This window comes from Spirillospora sp. CA-108201, assembly GCF_050936235.1.
In the GTDB taxonomy this organism is placed as follows: Bacteria; Actinomycetota; Actinomycetes; order Streptosporangiales; family Streptosporangiaceae; genus Spirillospora.
In genome coordinates, this window is sequence record NZ_JBNJNE010000001.1 from 2,589,854 (window position 1) to 2,605,069 (window position 15,216).

Below are 15,216 nucleotides of genomic sequence, written 5' to 3' on the forward strand. Positions count from 1 at the left end.
CGCCCCGCCATCGAAAAGGGACCGATTTGACCCGATCACCCGCTATGTCTTCCCTAGGCGTCTCGCCAGGTAAGCGAGACTTCGCCGGCCGTGCCGCCGAAGGCGTCGCCGATCACAACAAAGAGGATCATCGCCCCTGACCTGCCGAGAAGCCTTCGCCGCAGCACACCGGCCGCCAATGGAACAGGAACCGATCCGAAAACATTTCCCTGTTCCGGAAACATTCGATGACACGAACAACACGGGAGCGGAACTGCGGGAGCAGCCGGTTTCCGCTTCATTATTCGAAGCGGCTCCACAGGCGATGACGGAGGGTCGAGTCCGCGCCGATCAGGCGGCCGAATAGGCACGCCCGCCGCCGTCCGGGCCTCGCCCGCCTCGGCCGGGCGGCCGCCGTCGCACCGGGCCCTGCCCACGAATTGCACGCGCCGGAGGCGGCGTCCGCCGGGCAGCGCCGACCGGTGCCGCAGCACATGCCCGCTCCACCCCACGAGCGGATCGACTCCGCCGGGACCGCCTCCCGATCGACGCCCAGGGCTCGGCCGCGGATCGCGGACCGACCCGCCCCGGGATGCCCGTCCGGCCCCGGTCGCTCACCGTTACAGGTGATCCGCGCCACGAACGCCGGCGGGGCCCCTAGAGTGATCTTGGGCTGCAGGCGTGACGATCGAGGGGCCGGCGATGACCGAGGACCAGGTGGACCTGAATACCGGGATCCCCCATTCCGCCCGGGTCTACGACTACATTCTCGGCGGCAAGGACAACTATCCGGCGGACCGCGAGGCCGCGACGAACATCGTCGCCGACTGGCCCCACCTGCCGAAGTCCATGCGCGCCAACCGGAATTTCATGGCGCGCATGGCCCGCCGCCTCACCGCCGAGTTCGGCGTCCGGCAGTTCCTCGACATCGGCACCGGGCTGCCCACCTCGCCCAACCTGCACGAGGTGGCCCAGTCCGTCGCGCCGGAATCGCGGATCATCTACGTCGACAACGACCCGATCGTCCTGGTGCACGCCCGCGCCCTGCTCACGAGCACGCCGGAGGGCAGGACCACCTACCTGGACGCCGACTTCCTCGACCCCGACGCGATCCTGGGGTCCGGCCACCTGCGCGGCACCCTCGACCTGAGCCTGCCCGTGGCGCTCAGCCTGATCGCGATCGTGCACTTCATCCCGGACGACGCGCAAGTCCAGCGGATCATCGACCGCCTCATGGAACCGCTGGCCCCGGGCAGCATCCTGGCGGTGTCGACCTGCACCGCCGACAGCGCCCCGGACGAGGTGGCCGCGGGCGTGGCGGCCTACAACGCCAACGGCATCCCCCTGGTGGCGCGCACGAAGCCCGAGGTGGAGCGCTTCTTCGACGGTCTGAAGATCCTCGACCCCGGCGTCGTGCCCGTCCACCACTGGCACCCCGACCGCGCGGCCTCCGAAGTCCCCGACGCCCACGTCCACATGTACGGCGGCATAGGCCGCAAGAGCTAGGCGGAGCCTCCGGCCCCCTGCGAGGAGGAGCGATTCAGTGAACCCGTTCGTCCCGTATGTCATGCCCGAGGCCAGGGCGCAGGCCGTCGCCCTGGTCGCGAAAGGCGACGTGATTCCCGCCGTCAGGCTGATCCGGCAGGCCGCCGGCCTGGGACTCAAAGAGGCCAAGGACTACGTGGACGGCCTCAAGGGGGAGGCGTACGCCCGGACGGTCCCGGCCGACGTCCAGGCCAAAGCGCGCACGATGATCGCTGTGGGCAGGTGGAAGGACGCGGCGAAGTTCGTCCGGCAGGAGACCCCTCTGGGGTTGAGAGCCGCGAAGGACTACGTCGACGCCGTGAGAACGGGATTGATACCCGCCGAGCCGCTGGCGCTCCGCTTCGTCGAAGCCCTCCGCTGACCGGACACGCGCGAGGCCGCGTCCCGGTCGTCGCCGTGTGATCACAAGGGACGCGGTGCGTCAGGCGGACGTCGTCAGGGCGGGGACGCCCGGTCCGGTGAGCTCGTTCAGGGACGTGCGGCGGCCGGAGATCGTCAGGAGCAGGGCGAGGGCCGGTCCGGTCACTTCCGGGCCGTCTCCGATCACGAGGTCGGCGTCCGTCGCGGTCAGGCGGAGGCGGGCCGTCAGTTCCTTGGCCCCGCCGAAGGACGCCGGCGTGCGGGCCTGGTACCGGAGCGACCTGACGACGGCCTCCTGCGGGTAGGCGTGGACGAGGCCCAGAGGCCGGCGGATGTCCTCGCCGTGGACGACCTCCTCCACCAGGCGGCTGTCGAGCGCCGCCGGAGGGGTGGACGTCCGTGAGGCCACCTGGCGGAACCGGTCCAGCGTTTCCCGGGGTGAGGCGCCGCGCTCGCGCTCCACCCCCTGCGTGTTCTGCCGGTCGAAGTCGAAGCGCGCCTGGGCGAGGCGGCGGACGAAGCCGAGACGGGTCGTGCGGGCCGTGTCGACCAGGTGCGCCACCACGTCGTGCACCGTCCAACCGTCGCAGAGCGAGGGTTCCTCCCACTGCCCGGCGTCGAGGTGCGAGAGATCGTCGATCAAGGCCGCACGCTCGGCGTGCACCATCGGCCACACATCGTTCTTCACGGGTTCCCCTTCGGTCGCGGGCGGGTCCGCAATGAGGACCCGCGGCCCGGCGAAAACTCATCGCTCGGCGAGCGGAGGCCCCTGGCCTGCGGGTTCACGGACGGGCCGCGCCCGCCGAGCGGGGGTTGTGGCGCTTGACACACCGGAGCGGCCCCGCCTAACCTCCCGTCAACCGACAGGCACAGACGAAGACACCCCTGTCAGTGGTCTTCGTCTGTGCCTTTTGTCATTCCCGGACCGCTGGCAAGGGTTTCAACCCCCGAAAGGCGGCGGGCATGAACGACGGCCCTGCGAGCACGAGAACGGCGGTCATCCGCAGCGCGGCGGACGCGGCCGGACTCATCGACACCCTCACGAGCTTGCGCGGCCGTGCGAACTGGATCTGGTTCCTGGCCCTGTCGGGCCTGTTCCTGGACGCCTACTCCAACGCGGCGCTCGGCGCCGGGCTGTCCCCCATGGTCGAGCAGCTGGACCTGTCGCCCACGCAGGTCAGCGTGCTCACCGCGATGGCCCCGGCCATCGCGATCGTCTCCAATCCCTTCGGCGGCTGGCTCGCCGCCCGGATCGGCCGGATCAGACCCCTGCTGATGACGAAGGTCATCTTCGGGATCGGCGCGATCCTCACGGCGGTCGGCTCGGACTTCCAGACCGTCTTCGCCGGGCGGGCCCTGGTGGGCGTCGCCTACGGCATCGACTTCGCCGTCGCGATGGCGCTGCTCGCCGAGTACACCCCGTCCTCGCTCAAGGGCAGGCTCAACTTCTGGCAGGGCGTCTGGTACGTGGCGACGACCACCAACCTCGCGCTCACGCTGCTGTTCTACAAGCTCGACGTCGGGGCCGACATCTGGCGGTGGTCGGTGGGCTCGGCGGTCGTCCGCGTACTCACTCGTGACGCGGGCCCGGTGGCCGCGCGGGCGGGCGCTGGCGCACGTCGCCGTCACGGGCCTGCTCATCCAGGCGGTGCAGTTCGGCTGCTTCTACACCGCCCTCGCCCTGCACTACCCGGCGGCCGTGATCTCGCTCGTCCAGGGACTCAACCCGGTGGTGATCGCGTTGGCGGCCCGGCTGCTGGGCGAGGCCGTCACCCGGCGGCAGGCCCTGGGCTTCGCCCTCGGCGCGGCGGGCGTGGTGCTCGCGGTCGCCGACCGGGTGAGCCTGTCGGCCTGGGGCGTCCCGCTGTGCCTGGCGGGCCTCGCCGGGCTCAGCCTCGGCACCCTCTACCAGAAGCGCTTCGTCCCCGACATGGACGTCCGGACCGGGACCGCGACGCAGGTCCTCGTCGGCGCGGCGGCCGTCGGCCCGCTCAGCCTGGCCCTGGAGACCCCGCGCGTGTCGGACTGGACGGCGTTCGGGGGGTCGGTCGCGTGGATGGTGCTCGTCAACTCCGTCGCGGCGTTCCTGCTGCTCAACAGGATGCTGTCGCGCTCCTCGGCGACCCGGGTGAGCACGGTGTTCTTCCTGACCCCGTCGGTGACGGCGCTGCTGGCCTGGCTGGTCACCGGCCAGGCGCTGCACCCGCTCGTGATCGCCGGCCTGGTGCTCGGCGGCGCCGGCGTCCTGCTCGCCGCCGCGGACCCCGCGCGGCCGGCCCGAGGCGTCCGGGGCACGCGGCGCCGGGCGGCCCGGGGCGCCCGACGCGGGCCGCCCGACGCCGGACGGGCCGCCCGCTCGCCCTCCTAAGCGGGTCAGCGGTAGCCGTTCTCCGCCGCGGGGCCATAATGGGCGTCCACCGTCCGACGGAGGAACTGCAACGATGGCCGACGCCGGTCCCAAGCCGCGGCTGCGGGCGCCGGCCCGCAGGGCCCTGATCACGGCGGCGGCCGTGAAGGTCTTCGCCGGGAAGGGGTACCACGGCGCGTCCCTCGGTGAGATCGCGGCGGCCGCCGGGGTGGCGCGCACGGTCCTGTACGACCACTTCCCGTCCAAGCGCGTGCTGCTGCTGGCCGTCATGCAGGAGGAGAACGCGTCGCTGATCGCGTACGTGGGGGCCCGCATCAGGGCCTCCGGCACCGCCGAGGACCGGATGCGGTCCACGGTCGAGGCCTACTTCAGCTTCGCCCAGAGCCGTCCCGACGCCCGGCGCCTGCTGTTCGACCGCACCGGCGAGGACGATCCGGAGGTACAGATCGTCCGGCAGGGCATCCGCGAGTCGCGGACCCGCGCGGTGACGGCGCTGCTCGCCGACGACGTCCGCACGGTGGGGGTCGAGCCCGGCGAACCCATCGCCGAGGCCATGGTCGAGCTGATCATCTCGGGGCTGGACGGGGTGGCGCAGTGGTGGGAGCGCAACCCCGACATGCCCAGGTCCATGCTGGTCGAGGGCGCGATGCGGCTGCTGTGGACCGGGCTCGGCGAGTGAGCGCTCAGCCCACGCTCGTGTCATGGTGGTCGTAGGGGGTGCCGGAGACCCCCGACCGGGCGGCGAGCCTGGACGCCAGGGCGACGCCCCGCCGCTGCCACGCGTCGCCGTGGCGGGTCCGGGCGTCCATCCTGCGGCGGGCGCCGGGCAGGCGGTCACCGACGCGGCGCGCCGTCACGTTGAGGCGGACGAGGCGCCCGGCGATCCACTGCCAGGGTTCGAGGCGCAGGGTCGCGAGGGGCGAGGCGCGGAGCAGCGCCCGGACGAGCGGTTCGCCGGTGAGGGCCGAGACCAGGCCGAGCAGCGGGGCCGAGGCCCGGATCTGCAGGCGGCGCAGCACCGGGTTGCCGCTCAGCAGGTGGTCGCAGGCGGCCCTGACCGTGATGTCGGTCCACTCCGTCGGGCCGCCCGCCGTGAGGATCATGTGGTGGGCCATCCGCAGGCCCTCGACGGCGTCGCGGGGGACGAGCTCGTCGGCGACGCCCATCAGGTGGGCGATGTAAGCCCAGTACAGCATGACGTCGTCCAGGTCGGCCGACGTGATCCGCCGGCCGTGGGCGTGGTCGAACAGCGGCGGGAGCAGCCCGAAGGTGACGGCGGCGCCCATGGTCATGGCGTTGGAGACGGGGTTGCCGTGCCGGGCGAAGTGCTCGTCCCCCCACATCCCCCGCAGGGCGAGCCGGGCCTGGGCGTGCATCAGCCTGACCCGGACGATGCTCTTGAAGACCCCGGAGCGCCGATCGGCGCCCCCGGGGCGGGTGACGTCGTGGAACCAGGTGACGGTCTCCAGCTCGCGGCGGCGGAAGTCCGCGAGGAACCTGCGGGTCTGACCGGTCGCCGACGACACCTCGGCGCCGACGAACGTCCCCATGGCGTCGCTGAGCATCATGGTCGTCTTTCCGGCGAGGGACGCGTTGATCCACAGTCGGCGGCCCCGCTCCCAGGCGGCGGGGTCGAACCATTCCGGAGGGTGGTCCAGTCGGTCGAAGAGTCCGACGAGCGCCGGCGGCGGATCGGCGACCGCGCCGATGCCGTGGTCGAGGGCCTGGTCGAGCATGCGGCGGCCGCGTGACATCCCGATCTCCGTGAAGGCGAGGACGAGGGCGTCCATCAGTTCGTCGCCCTGCCAGCGGTGGTCGTCGAACAACCGGGTCAGCGGCGTCCGCACGGGCTCGGCGCGCACCGGGATCCAGGGTGAGAACTGCTCGATGTGGGGCTCGGTCAGCCAGAGCGGGGAGGCGACGGCGGTCTCGGGCGCCGGGCGCAGCGCCATGCCCGGCCGGTAGTAGTAGTCGTTGGGGTGCCGGCCGGCGTTCCGCCGGCCCGCTGCTCCGCTGTTCGGCATCGAACTCCCGTCAGTGTTCGAGGTGGTAGTCGGTGGGGTCGAGGCGGCGGGTGCGGCGGCGGTAGCCGGTCATGGAGCCGGGCCAGTTGTTGGTGTTGCGGCGGTCGGCGTCGAGGTACCAGCTGTCGCAGCCGCCCTGGTTCCAGACGGAGGCGGACAGGCGCCCCTGGGCGGCGGCGTCGAAGCGGTCGAGGACGTCGGCGCGGACGTCCATCGAGGTCGCGCCCTCGGCGAGGAGGCCGGCCGCCTGGACGATGTAGGCGGCCTGGCTTTCGAGCATGTGGACGATGGAGCCGGACCCGACGTTGGTGTTCGGCCCGTACATGAGGAAGAAGTTGGGGAAGCCGGTGACGGCCAGGCCGAGGTAGGCGCGGGCACCGTCCTTCCAGGCGGCGTTGAGCTCCTGCCCGTGCGCGCCGAAGACGCGCATGGGCGCGACGAAGTCCTGGGAGCGGAACCCGGTGGCCCAGATGAGGGTGTCGAAGGTGTGGTGGTCGCCGTCGGCGGTCCGGGCGCCGTGAGGGGTGATCTCGGCGATGGGGCTGTCCACCACGGCGACGTCGGGCCGGTTGAGGGTCGGGTAGTACTCGCTGGAGGTGAGGATGCGCTTGCACCCGGGCTCGTAGCGGGGCGTCAGGCGCCGCCGCAGCCGCGGGTCGCGGACCGACCGGAGCGCGTACCGGCACAGCAGGCGGACGGGGGCCGACAGGACGCGGCGGCCTCGCGGCGAGACCAGCGCGGGGTTGAGGACGAGCTCGAACCACAGGAAGATCCCCAGCCGCGACAGCCGCTGCACCGCGGGCAGGCGGCGGTTGAGGGCGTGCCGCCGGCGCGGGTAGGGGCGGTCGGGTTTCCTGCTGATCCAGTGGACCTCCCGCTGGAAGATCGTCAGATGCTCGGCGGCGGGGGCGATGAGGGGGACGAACTGGATGGCGCTGGCCCCGTTGCCGACGACGGCGACGCGCCTGCCGTCCAGGGCGTGGTCGTGGTTCCAGCGGGAGGAGTGGAAGGCCGTCCCGCCGAACCGGTCCTGACCGGGCAGGCGGGGCACGGCCGGGTTGGACAGCTGCCCGCACGCGGCGACGAACAGGTCGCACTCGTGGACCCCGCCGTCGCCGGTGTGCAGGCGCCAGCGTCCCGCCGCGGCGTCGAAGTGCGCCTCGGTGATCGTCGTGCGGAACCGGAAGTGCGGGGTCAGTCCGTACCTGCCGGCGCAGCGCCGCAGGTAGGCCAGGATCTCGTGCTGCTCGGCGAACCGGCGCGACCAGTCGGGCTTGGGTTCGAAGGAGTAGGAGTACAGGTGGGAGGGCGCGTCGCAGGCGGCGCCGGGGTAGGTGTTGTCGCGCCAGACGCCGCCCGGCCCGCCGGCCCTGTCGAAGATGGTGATGTCCTCGAAGCCGGCCCTCTTCAGTGCGATGGCCAGCCCGATCCCGCTGAACCCGCTGCCCACGACGGCGATCGAGATCGCGCGGCGCCCCGCGCGGGGACCCGCCCCGCCGGGTCCGCCCGCCTCTCGCCGCGGTCGCGCTTTTCCGACACTCATGTCGGTTAGGGTGGCGGCACCGAGGGACGGGAGTCAAGACCATGGCCAAGGATCCGCCCAGGACGCGGATGCGGGGGCCGGCGCGGCGGGCGGTCATCACCGCCGCGGCGCTGGAGCTCTTCGCCGGCAAGGGGTACCACGGGACGTCGCTGAGCGAGATCGCCGCCCGCGCCGGAGTGGCCCGGACGGTGCTGTACGACCACTTTCCCTCGAAACGCGGGCTGCTGCTGACCGTCATGCAGGAGCAGAACACGGCGCTGATGAGCCACGTCGGCGCTCGCATCACCGCGGTGGGACCGGCCGAGGATCGAATGCGGTCGACCATCGACGCCTATTTCAGTTTTACCGAAACAGGGTCCGCCGGGCGCAAACTCCTGTTCGACCACGCGAACGAGGACGATCCGGAGATCCGGATCGTCCTCCACGGCATCCGGGAGTCCCGGGCCCGGGCGGTGACCTCCCTGCTCGCCGACGACATGCGCGCGATGGGCGTCGACCCCCGTGAGCCGATCGCCGAGGCGATGGTCGAGCTGATCATCACCGGCCTGGACGGCGTGGCGCAGTGGTGGGAGCGCAACCCCGACATGCCCAGATCCCTGCTGGTCGAAGGCGTCGTGAGGCTGCTGTGGAACGGTCTCGGCCGGCCGCGGTGACCCCGCGCGGCCTCGCGGCGCTCCCCCGGACCGGCGTCACACGAGGGGCTTGACGCCGCACAGCGGCGTCCTCATAGTGAGGGGCCATCCACAACCGACATGAGTGTCGGTTAGCAACCACCCCCAAGGAGTGCGCCGTGGAGGACAGGACTCCATCGCAGACCTCGTCGTCTCACAGCGAGCCGGCTCGGAGCGGGCAGCCGGCCGCCGGAGGCGGGCTGGACCGCCGCCGGTTCGTCACCGGAGCGATCACGGCCGCCGGAGCCGTCGCCGCCGCCGGAGCCCTCGGCTCCGGGACCGCCCGGGCCGCCGCGCCCGCCGCCCGCCGCGCCCCGCGGACCGGCCGCGCGGCCGCCGGCCGCCGGGTAGCGATCTTCGGCGGCGGGATGGGCGGCCTGTCGACCGCCCACGAGCTGGCCGAGCGCGGCTTCCAGGTGACCGTCTACGAGCGCAAGGCCTGGGGCGGCAAGTGCCGCAGCATGCCCGTCCCGAACACCGCGGGCGGCGGCCGCCAGGACCTGCCCGCCGAGCACGGGTTCCGGTTCTTCCCCGGCTTCTACCAGAACCTCCCCGACACCATGTCCCGGATTCCGCTGCCCGGCGGCGGCAGAGCCTTCGAGAACCTGGTCGCGGTGATCAGGTCGCCGCCTTCTACAAGGGCACCAAGTTCACCCTTCCGGCGAGGGGCAGCATCATCGGCACGCTCAGCCCGGACTCGCTGCTGGCCTTCCTCCAGACCGCGCTCAACGTGGTCGGCGCCGTCCCGGCGGTGGAGGTCGGCTACTTCCTCCAGAAGATGATCGCGTTCGTCACCAGCGGGCCCAAGCGCCGCTACCGGCAATGGGAGAACATGAGCTTCTCCCAGTTCGTGCACGCCGAGAAGATGTCCAAGCCCTACAACGAACTGCTGGTGGAGATGTTCACCGGTACCCTCGTGGCGGCCAAGCCCGACAAGGCCAACGCCCACACCATGGGCCTGATGGCCGAGGCGTGGGTCTACAGCACCCTCGGCCTGGGCGGCTACAAGGCTCCCGACCGGCTGCTGAACGCCCCGACCAACGAGGCGCTCATCGACCCGTGGGTGGCCTACCTCAAGTCGCTCGGCGTGACCTTCCAGTCCGACGCCACGCTCACGCGGCTCGACGTCCAGGACAAGAAGATCAGCGGCGCGCAGATCACCGGCGCCTCCGGCACCGGCACGGTCGACGCCGACTACTACGTGCTGGCGGTGCCGGTCGAGCGCGCCGTGCCGCTGCTCAACGACCAGATCCTGACCGTCGACCCGGGCCTGAGGTCGCTGCGCGAGCTGACGACCGACTGGATGAACGGGATCATGATCTACCTGCGGCAGCCGATCGACCTGGCCAAGGGGCATGTCGCCTACGCCGGTCAGCCGTGGGCGCTGACCTCGATCAGCCAGGCGCAGTTCTGGAAGAAGAGGTTCGGCACGACCTACGGCAACGGCGAGGTCAACGAGTGCCTGTCGATCGACCTCTCCGCCTGGGACAAGCCCGGCGTCCTCTACGGCAAGGCGGCCAGGGACTGCACCTCCGACCAGATCTTCAAGGAGGTCGTCGCGCAGATCCGCAAGGCTCTTCCCTGGAACGGGATCATCCTCAACGACGCCAACATCCACTCCTACTTCATCGACCCGGCCATCACCGGGAACGGGACCCCGCAGCCCGCCAACGACGAACCCCTGCTCATCAACAGGCCCAGTTCCTGGAACCACCGGCCGGAGGCCGCCACCGCCCTGCCCAACCTGTTCCTGGCCTCCGACTACGTCCGCGCCGACATCAACCTGGCGACGATGGAGGGCGCCAACGAGGCCGGGCGAAAGGCCGCCAACGCCATCCTGGACGCCTCCGGCGCCGCAGGCACTCCGGCCAAGCTGTTCAAGCTCTACCAGCCGAACGAGTTCCAGGGCTTCTTCGACGACGACGACCGCCGCTTCGACCGCGGCGAGGCCAACTTCTTCGACCTCTACGACCCGGCCAAGCCGTGATCCGGGAAGTCCCGCAGTGAGCCGCCGCCCGCGGCCCGGCCGTGCGCGCCGACCGGCCGGGTCCGCGGGCGGCCCTGGAGGTCGCGCGACCGATGACCGCACCTGAGTCGCCGCCGTTCCCCCGGCGCGGACGGCCCCTGGACGAGCGCGCGGTCAGGAGCCTGCGCGAGAGCGTCCCGCGCATCGCCGCCACCGCCGCGGACACCGCGCGCACCCGTGTTCCGGGCTACGGATGGGCGCGGCGCGCGGACGACCGCGACCTCCTGCGCCAGGCGATCGCCCTCGCGCTCAACGGATTCCTCGATCCCTCCGCCGGCCGGCCCGGCGAGCCCCCGCCGCCGGTCCTGGAGGCGTTCCGGAAACTGGGCGAAGCCGAGGCCGCCGAGGGGCGCGCCCCCGACGATCTGCAGGCGGCGCTGGCCGTCGCGACCGGCGTCGCCGCCGAGCACCTCACCCGGCAGGCCCTCGACCGCGGGCTGGCGCTCACCCCGCGGCACGGCGGGACGGCCGTCCAGAACGGCCTGGCCTACACCGACCGGCTCCGGCGGGCCGCGGCGGCGGGCCACCTCTCGGCGACGGCGCGCGGAGCGGCCCGGTGCGGGCGCGACCAGCGGCGCCTGATCGACCTGATCCTGAGGCCGCACTGCGACCTCCGGCCGCTGCGCGAAGCCGCCGCCCGCGCGGCATGGCCGCTGCCGCGGACCATCGCCGTCATCGCCGTCGACGGTCGCCGCCGTGCCGCCGTGCCGCCGCGCTTCCTGCCGGAGGACGTCCTGAACGGGCTCCACCTGGGGGCGCCCTGCCTGGTCTTCCCCGATCCCGCAGGACCCGGTCGCCGCGCCTCCCTGGAGGCGGTGCTCGGCGACCACCCGGCCGTGGTCGGCCCGACGGTCGCCGTCACCCGCGCCGCCCTGTCCCTGCGTCTTGCCCGGCGCGGTCTCGACCTGCTCCCGCCCGCCATGCTCGCCGGCGGCACGCCCGTGCATGTGAGCGAGCACATCCCCGCGCTCCTGCTCGTCCAGAACCACGACCTCGCCCAGCGTCTCGTCGACCGCATGCTGGCACCGCTGCGCCGGCTGCGCCCGCCCCAGCAGGACCGGGTGGCGAGGACCCTTCTCGCCTATTTCGAATGCGGCCTCAACGCCAGCAGCACCGCCGCCCGCCTGCACACCCACCCCCAGACGGTCCGCAACCGCCTCCGCCTGCTCGAACCCCTCTTCGGCCCCGAGCTCTACGACCCCGCCAGGGCCCTCGACTACCTCATGGCCCTGCACGCCTGGCACCTCCTCGCCGACCGGTCCGCGTCCGGCGCCGGGACGCCGCCCAATACTTGGCCGTCGGCGACCTCGCCCGCGCGTTCCCCATGACGCTCCCCTCGTTCATGAAGCACGTGCGGACCCTGGAGGCGAACGGGCTCATCCGCACCGCCAAGTCCGGCCGGGTGCGCACCTGCGCCCTCAACCGCGAGCGGCTCGACCTCGTCGAGGGCTGGCTCGCGGAGCAGCGCCGCGTCTGGGAGGGGCGCACCGACCGGCTCGAACGGTTCGTCACCGACACGAAGGAGGAAGACCGGTGAACCCCGAGCTCGACCTCGGCCTGCAGCGGATCATCCGCGCTCCGCGCGCGGCCGTGCGGCGCGCCTGGACCGATCCGTCCCGGCTCGAGCGGTGGTGGGTCCCGGCCCCCTCCCGCTGCCGGGTGGACCGGCTGGACCCGCGGCCCGGCGGCGCGTTCGTCACGCGCCTGAGCGACGGCGGGGCCGGCTTCGTCCCGCACATGGACGCGTGCTTCCTCGCCGCCGAGGAACCCCACCGGCTGGTGTTCACCAACGCGATCGACAGCACGTGGCGTCCCGCCCGCCCGGCGCCGGTCGCGATGACCGCCACGGTCACGCTGGACGACCATCCGGACGGCACGGACTACCGGCTGGTCGTCCGGCACGGCGACCCCGAGTCGCGCGACCGCCATCGCGGGCTCGGCTTCGCCGACGGCTGGACGGCGGTCACGGGCCAGCCGGCGGCGCTGACCGAGAGGACGGCCGCGCGATGAAGATCTCCCTCACCGAGTTCGTCACCCTCGACGGGGTCAGCCAGGGCCCCGGCTCGCCGGACGAGGACACCACGGGCGGCTTCACCCGCGGCGGCTGGCTCGTCCCCCACATGGACGCGACGATCGTCCGCCGCGCCTCAGCATGGCTCGTCCTCGCCGACGGGCTGCTCCTCGGCCGGCGCACCTACGAGGCGTTCGCGCGCGACCGGCCGAAGATCACCGACCCGGCCGACCCCTTCGCCGGGAGGATGAACGCGCTGCCGAAGTACGTCGTCTCCACCACCCTCACCGAGGGGGTCTGGCGCCCCGCCACCCTGCTCGCGGGCGATCCGGTCCGGGCGGTCGCCGAGCTCAAGGAACGCCCGGGAAGGGAACTGCAGATCCACGGCAGCTCCCGCCTGGGGGACGCGCTGCTGTCGGCGGGCCTGGTCGACACGCTCCGCCTCGTGGTCGCGCCCGCCGTGCTGCGAAGCGGCCGGCGCCTTCTGAACGGCCAGGGCGACCCGACCGGGCTGCGCCTCGTCCACCACGAGGCGACCCCCAAGGGCCTCCTGCTCCTCGAATACGAGACGGCGGGCCGAGCACCCCGGGCCCGGTACGAGGGCGCGGCGGCGTTCGCCTAGCACGAAGGAGAACCGCGGACAGCGGCTCGGCCGGCCTCACGCAAGGCCGCCGAGCCGCGGTCCGCCGTTCCGGTCAGCTGCTCTGGGAGCGGACGGCGACCCTGCGGATGAGCTGCACGTCGGTGAGCGGGCCCGTGGACGCGGCGAAGCCGAACTTGACGGTGCTCGGGACGGGCGTCGGGGCGGCGAATCTCAGCACCCGCTTGAAGCCCTCGCCGTCCCGGAAGTCGATGTCGACCGTCGCCACCGGGTTCGGTCCCGGGGACACCGCCACGCGGACGACTCGCTTCACCGGCTCCAGCAGCCTTTCGGCGCGGCTCGCCGTGGCGTCGGCGGGCATCGTCTTCAGGTTGCCGTGGAGCCGCCCGGGCAGCGACGATCGCCAGGAGCCCCCGGTCGTCCGGCTCCCGGTGGTCGCGCCGAGCAGGCAGTAACCGGTCACACCGTCCCCTGGGCCGCGCGCGGTCACGACGTTGGGGCCGGGGGCGGGCGGCCGGAACGCCGTGCCCGCCGGCGATCGCCGTGCGCAGCCGTTCCCGCGCCCTTCTCCGTCGCCGAAGTAGTCCCCGAGCACATCGAGTCCGATGCCGAGGTACCCGCCGTCGACTCCGGGGATGAACTGCCCGTCGGCTCTGCCGCCCGGCAGTTTCTGGGCGTAACCGAGACTTCCGCCGAACGCGCCCGGCGTGGTGAGGCTCCGGGCGCCGTCGGTCAGGAAGAAGGAGATCCCGTCAGCCGCGGATCGCGTGGTGTTGCCGTACTGCCATTGTTCGAAGGTGACCTCCAGGCCGCCGCGCATGGGAACCGGCGTGTCGAACAACGCGGCGCCCGTCTGCTCGAAATGGGCGTCGGTGAGCTGGAGGTATCCGCGCGATGCGGCGTCTCCCGGCGGCACGGGACCGACCGGGTCCCGGCGGCAGCCTCCGAGCGGATGGTTCGTCGCCTCAGCCGCGGCGTCGCCTCGCGGCGCGCCTGTCAGGCAGGCCGACCCGTATCCGACGAAGCGCGAGTCCGCGGTCGCCCTGGTGAACGGTTCCTTGACCAGGACCGATCCCGGAGCCCGGTCCGCCGCCGACGCGTGGCCGAACGACGCGACGGCCGCGACGACACCGACCGCCGCCGTGATGAATGCTCCCCGATGCCTCATGCCGTTTACTCCCACGGAGGTTCGAAGCGATCTTTCTTCCGCGTTCATCTGAACACACGATCACGTCGAGACCCCCGCATTGCCGGTACTACGGCAATATGCGAGGTCATTCTTTACTGAAATGCATGGCATCCCAGGAGGCGCCCACAATTCCGCCACGGGAGCAGAAGGCGGGACTCGTCCGCGGATCACGCGGGGTTCAGGGCTTGCGGGCCAGTCCTCCCGAGCAGGACACCTCGGGGACGTCCTCCTGGCCGGGGTCGGGCCGCCATCGCGTCACCGGGACGACGCCGGGCTCCAGCAGTTCCAGGCCGTCGAAGTATCCGGCGATCTGCTCCTGCGTGCGGGGGATGTAGGGGACGGCGCCGCTGGCGGAGTTGCAGGTCCGGATGGCGTCGGTGTAGGCGGGGTCGCTGTCGGTGCCGTCGCAGACGGCGAGGTGACTGCCGGACGGCAGCGCCGCCATGAGCCGGCCGACGATCGAGCGGGCCTGGTCGTAGTCGCCCACCAGCCCCAGGATGCCCATGAGCATGAGCGCGACGGGCTCGCCGTGGTCGAGGGTGCGGGAGGCCGGCGCGAGCCGCTGGGCGATCTCGTGGGTGTTGTCCATGGTCGGCAACCCGGTCCCGATGTCCAGGAACTGGCGGACGCCCGCCTCGCCCGCCAGGTGCCGCACCACGCGCCGCAGCATCCGCCGGGACTGCCTGGCCATGGCGACCATCCCGGGGAAGACCGTGAAGATCCCTTCTCCGGCCTGCCGGTCGACGGGGTAGTTGTCGACGCCGCCCAGCAGGAAGTTCCAGATCCGGGCCGAGTGCGGCACGGTGGTGTCGATCTCGGGTTGTGAGCTCATCGCATGTCCCTACCCGCCTCCGCGCCGATGAGCGCGGTCCGGGGACGCCGTATACATGAGCGCTGTT

Annotated in this window: 16 protein-coding genes and 1 pseudogene; 12 read left to right on the forward strand and 5 right to left on the reverse strand. The window is 72.3% G+C overall.

Going from position 1 to position 15,216, the window contains the following annotated elements; genetic code table 11:
- Positions 1-681: 681 nt before the first annotated feature.
- Together ACQEU6_RS12635 and ACQEU6_RS12640 are read left to right on the forward strand one after the other, a co-directional pair.
- Positions 682-1,485 (forward strand): SAM-dependent methyltransferase, encoded by an 804-nt coding sequence (locus ACQEU6_RS12635; protein ID WP_499331655.1) that lies wholly within the window; start codon positions 682-684, stop codon positions 1,483-1,485.
- A gap of 37 nt (positions 1,486-1,522) precedes the next feature.
- Positions 1,523-1,885: a hypothetical protein gene (locus ACQEU6_RS12640; RefSeq protein WP_499331657.1), complete on the forward strand. Its 363-nt coding sequence runs from the start codon at positions 1,523-1,525 to the stop codon at positions 1,883-1,885.
- 60 nt (positions 1,886-1,945) lie between these two features.
- Here ACQEU6_RS12640 and ACQEU6_RS12645 read toward each other — a convergent pair whose 3' ends face one another.
- Positions 1,946-2,572, reverse strand: a complete 627-nt coding sequence (locus tag ACQEU6_RS12645) for a maleylpyruvate isomerase family mycothiol-dependent enzyme (protein ID WP_499331659.1) — start codon at positions 2,570-2,572, stop codon at positions 1,946-1,948.
- Positions 2,573-3,027: 455 nt separating this feature from the next.
- Here ACQEU6_RS12645 and ACQEU6_RS12650 point away from each other — a divergent pair.
- From ACQEU6_RS12650 to ACQEU6_RS12660, 3 genes and pseudogenes are all read left to right on the forward strand, one after another.
- Positions 3,028-3,387, forward strand: a pseudogene (locus tag ACQEU6_RS12650) (MFS transporter); the annotation flags it as partial.
- Between the two features lie 73 nt (positions 3,388-3,460).
- Positions 3,461-4,252: a DMT family transporter gene (locus ACQEU6_RS12655; RefSeq protein ID WP_499331660.1), complete on the forward strand. Its 792-nt coding sequence runs from the start codon at positions 3,461-3,463 to the stop codon at positions 4,250-4,252.
- Positions 4,253-4,325: 73 nt separating this feature from the next.
- Positions 4,326-4,931 carry a TetR/AcrR family transcriptional regulator gene (locus ACQEU6_RS12660; protein ID WP_499331662.1) on the forward strand — a complete coding sequence of 202 codons (606 nt, stop codon included), beginning with the start codon at positions 4,326-4,328 and terminating at the stop codon, positions 4,929-4,931.
- A gap of 4 nt (positions 4,932-4,935) precedes the next feature.
- Here ACQEU6_RS12660 and ACQEU6_RS12665 read toward each other — a convergent pair whose 3' ends face one another.
- Together ACQEU6_RS12665 and ACQEU6_RS12670 are read right to left on the reverse strand one after the other, a co-directional pair.
- On the reverse strand, positions 4,936-6,276 hold the full coding sequence (locus ACQEU6_RS12665; protein ID WP_499331664.1) for an oxygenase MpaB family protein: 1,341 nt from the start codon (positions 6,274-6,276) through the stop codon (positions 4,936-4,938).
- Positions 6,277-6,286: 10 nt separating this feature from the next.
- Positions 6,287-7,819: a flavin-containing monooxygenase gene (locus ACQEU6_RS12670; protein WP_499331666.1), complete on the reverse strand. Its 1,533-nt coding sequence runs from the start codon at positions 7,817-7,819 to the stop codon at positions 6,287-6,289.
- Between the two features lie 41 nt (positions 7,820-7,860).
- On the opposite strand from ACQEU6_RS12670, the gene ACQEU6_RS12675 reads away from it, so the two are divergent.
- The 7 genes from ACQEU6_RS12675 to ACQEU6_RS12705 all read left to right on the forward strand — a co-directional run bounded on the left by ACQEU6_RS12675 (position 7,861) and on the right by ACQEU6_RS12705 (position 13,149).
- Positions 7,861-8,472, forward strand: coding sequence for a TetR/AcrR family transcriptional regulator (locus ACQEU6_RS12675; RefSeq protein ID WP_499331668.1), 612 nt, complete (start codon positions 7,861-7,863; stop codon positions 8,470-8,472).
- A 137-nt stretch (positions 8,473-8,609) separates the two neighbouring features.
- Positions 8,610-9,272 carry an FAD-dependent oxidoreductase gene (locus tag ACQEU6_RS12680; protein ID WP_499331669.1) on the forward strand — a complete coding sequence of 221 codons (663 nt, stop codon included), beginning with the start codon at positions 8,610-8,612 and terminating at the stop codon, positions 9,270-9,272.
- A complete protein-coding gene (locus ACQEU6_RS12685; protein ID WP_499331671.1) occupies positions 9,221-10,477 on the forward strand; it encodes a hydroxysqualene dehydroxylase in 1,257 nt (418 codons plus the stop codon). The genes ACQEU6_RS12680 and ACQEU6_RS12685 overlap by 52 nt, the downstream gene beginning before the upstream one ends.
- 92 nt (positions 10,478-10,569) lie before the next feature.
- Positions 10,570-11,844 (forward strand): PucR family transcriptional regulator, encoded by a 1,275-nt coding sequence (locus ACQEU6_RS12690; protein WP_499331673.1) that lies wholly within the window; start codon positions 10,570-10,572, stop codon positions 11,842-11,844.
- Positions 11,845-11,858: 14 nt separating this feature from the next.
- Positions 11,859-12,053 (forward strand): hypothetical protein, encoded by a 195-nt coding sequence (locus ACQEU6_RS12695; protein WP_499331675.1) that lies wholly within the window; start codon positions 11,859-11,861, stop codon positions 12,051-12,053.
- Positions 12,050-12,526, forward strand: coding sequence for an SRPBCC domain-containing protein (locus tag ACQEU6_RS12700; protein WP_499331676.1), 477 nt, complete (start codon positions 12,050-12,052; stop codon positions 12,524-12,526). Before ACQEU6_RS12695 ends, ACQEU6_RS12700 begins: the two co-directional genes overlap by 4 nt.
- Positions 12,523-13,149, forward strand: coding sequence for a dihydrofolate reductase family protein (locus ACQEU6_RS12705; RefSeq protein ID WP_499331678.1), 627 nt, complete (start codon positions 12,523-12,525; stop codon positions 13,147-13,149). The genes ACQEU6_RS12700 and ACQEU6_RS12705 overlap by 4 nt, the downstream gene beginning before the upstream one ends.
- 73 nt (positions 13,150-13,222) lie before the next feature.
- Here ACQEU6_RS12705 and ACQEU6_RS12710 read toward each other — a convergent pair whose 3' ends face one another.
- Both ACQEU6_RS12710 and ACQEU6_RS12715 read right to left on the reverse strand, forming a co-directional pair.
- Positions 13,223-14,296 (reverse strand): L-type lectin family protein, encoded by a 1,074-nt coding sequence (locus ACQEU6_RS12710; protein ID WP_499331679.1) that lies wholly within the window; start codon positions 14,294-14,296, stop codon positions 13,223-13,225.
- A gap of 199 nt (positions 14,297-14,495) precedes the next feature.
- Complete coding sequence (locus tag ACQEU6_RS12715; protein WP_499331681.1) at positions 14,496-15,149, reverse strand: SAM-dependent methyltransferase; 654 nt, start codon at positions 15,147-15,149, stop codon at positions 14,496-14,498.
- Between the last annotated feature and the right edge of the window lie 67 nt (positions 15,150-15,216).

What these genes read in the sequence shown, in the direction of transcription:
- ACQEU6_RS12660 (WP_499331662.1), top strand. Translation starts at nt 4,326, where the DNA reads ATGGCCGACGCCGGTCCCAAGCCGCGGCTGCGGGCGCCGGCCCGCAGG.
- ACQEU6_RS12635 (WP_499331655.1), top strand. Translation starts at nt 682, where the DNA reads ATGACCGAGGACCAGGTGGACCTGAATACCGGGATCCCCCATTCCGCC.
- ACQEU6_RS12665 (WP_499331664.1), bottom strand. Translation starts at nt 6,276, where the DNA reads ATGCCGAACAGCGGAGCAGCGGGCCGGCGGAACGCCGGCCGGCACCCC.
- ACQEU6_RS12705 (WP_499331678.1), top strand. Translation starts at nt 12,523, where the DNA reads ATGAAGATCTCCCTCACCGAGTTCGTCACCCTCGACGGGGTCAGCCAG.
- ACQEU6_RS12670 (WP_499331666.1), bottom strand. Translation starts at nt 7,819, where the DNA reads ATGAGTGTCGGAAAAGCGCGACCGCGGCGAGAGGCGGGCGGACCCGGC.
- ACQEU6_RS12710 (WP_499331679.1), bottom strand. Translation starts at nt 14,296, where the DNA reads ATGAGGCATCGGGGAGCATTCATCACGGCGGCGGTCGGTGTCGTCGCG.
- ACQEU6_RS12690 (WP_499331673.1), top strand. Translation starts at nt 10,570, where the DNA reads ATGACCGCACCTGAGTCGCCGCCGTTCCCCCGGCGCGGACGGCCCCTG.
- ACQEU6_RS12715 (WP_499331681.1), bottom strand. Translation starts at nt 15,149, where the DNA reads ATGAGCTCACAACCCGAGATCGACACCACCGTGCCGCACTCGGCCCGG.
- ACQEU6_RS12675 (WP_499331668.1), top strand. Translation starts at nt 7,861, where the DNA reads ATGGCCAAGGATCCGCCCAGGACGCGGATGCGGGGGCCGGCGCGGCGG.
- ACQEU6_RS12695 (WP_499331675.1), top strand. Translation starts at nt 11,859, where the DNA reads ATGAAGCACGTGCGGACCCTGGAGGCGAACGGGCTCATCCGCACCGCC.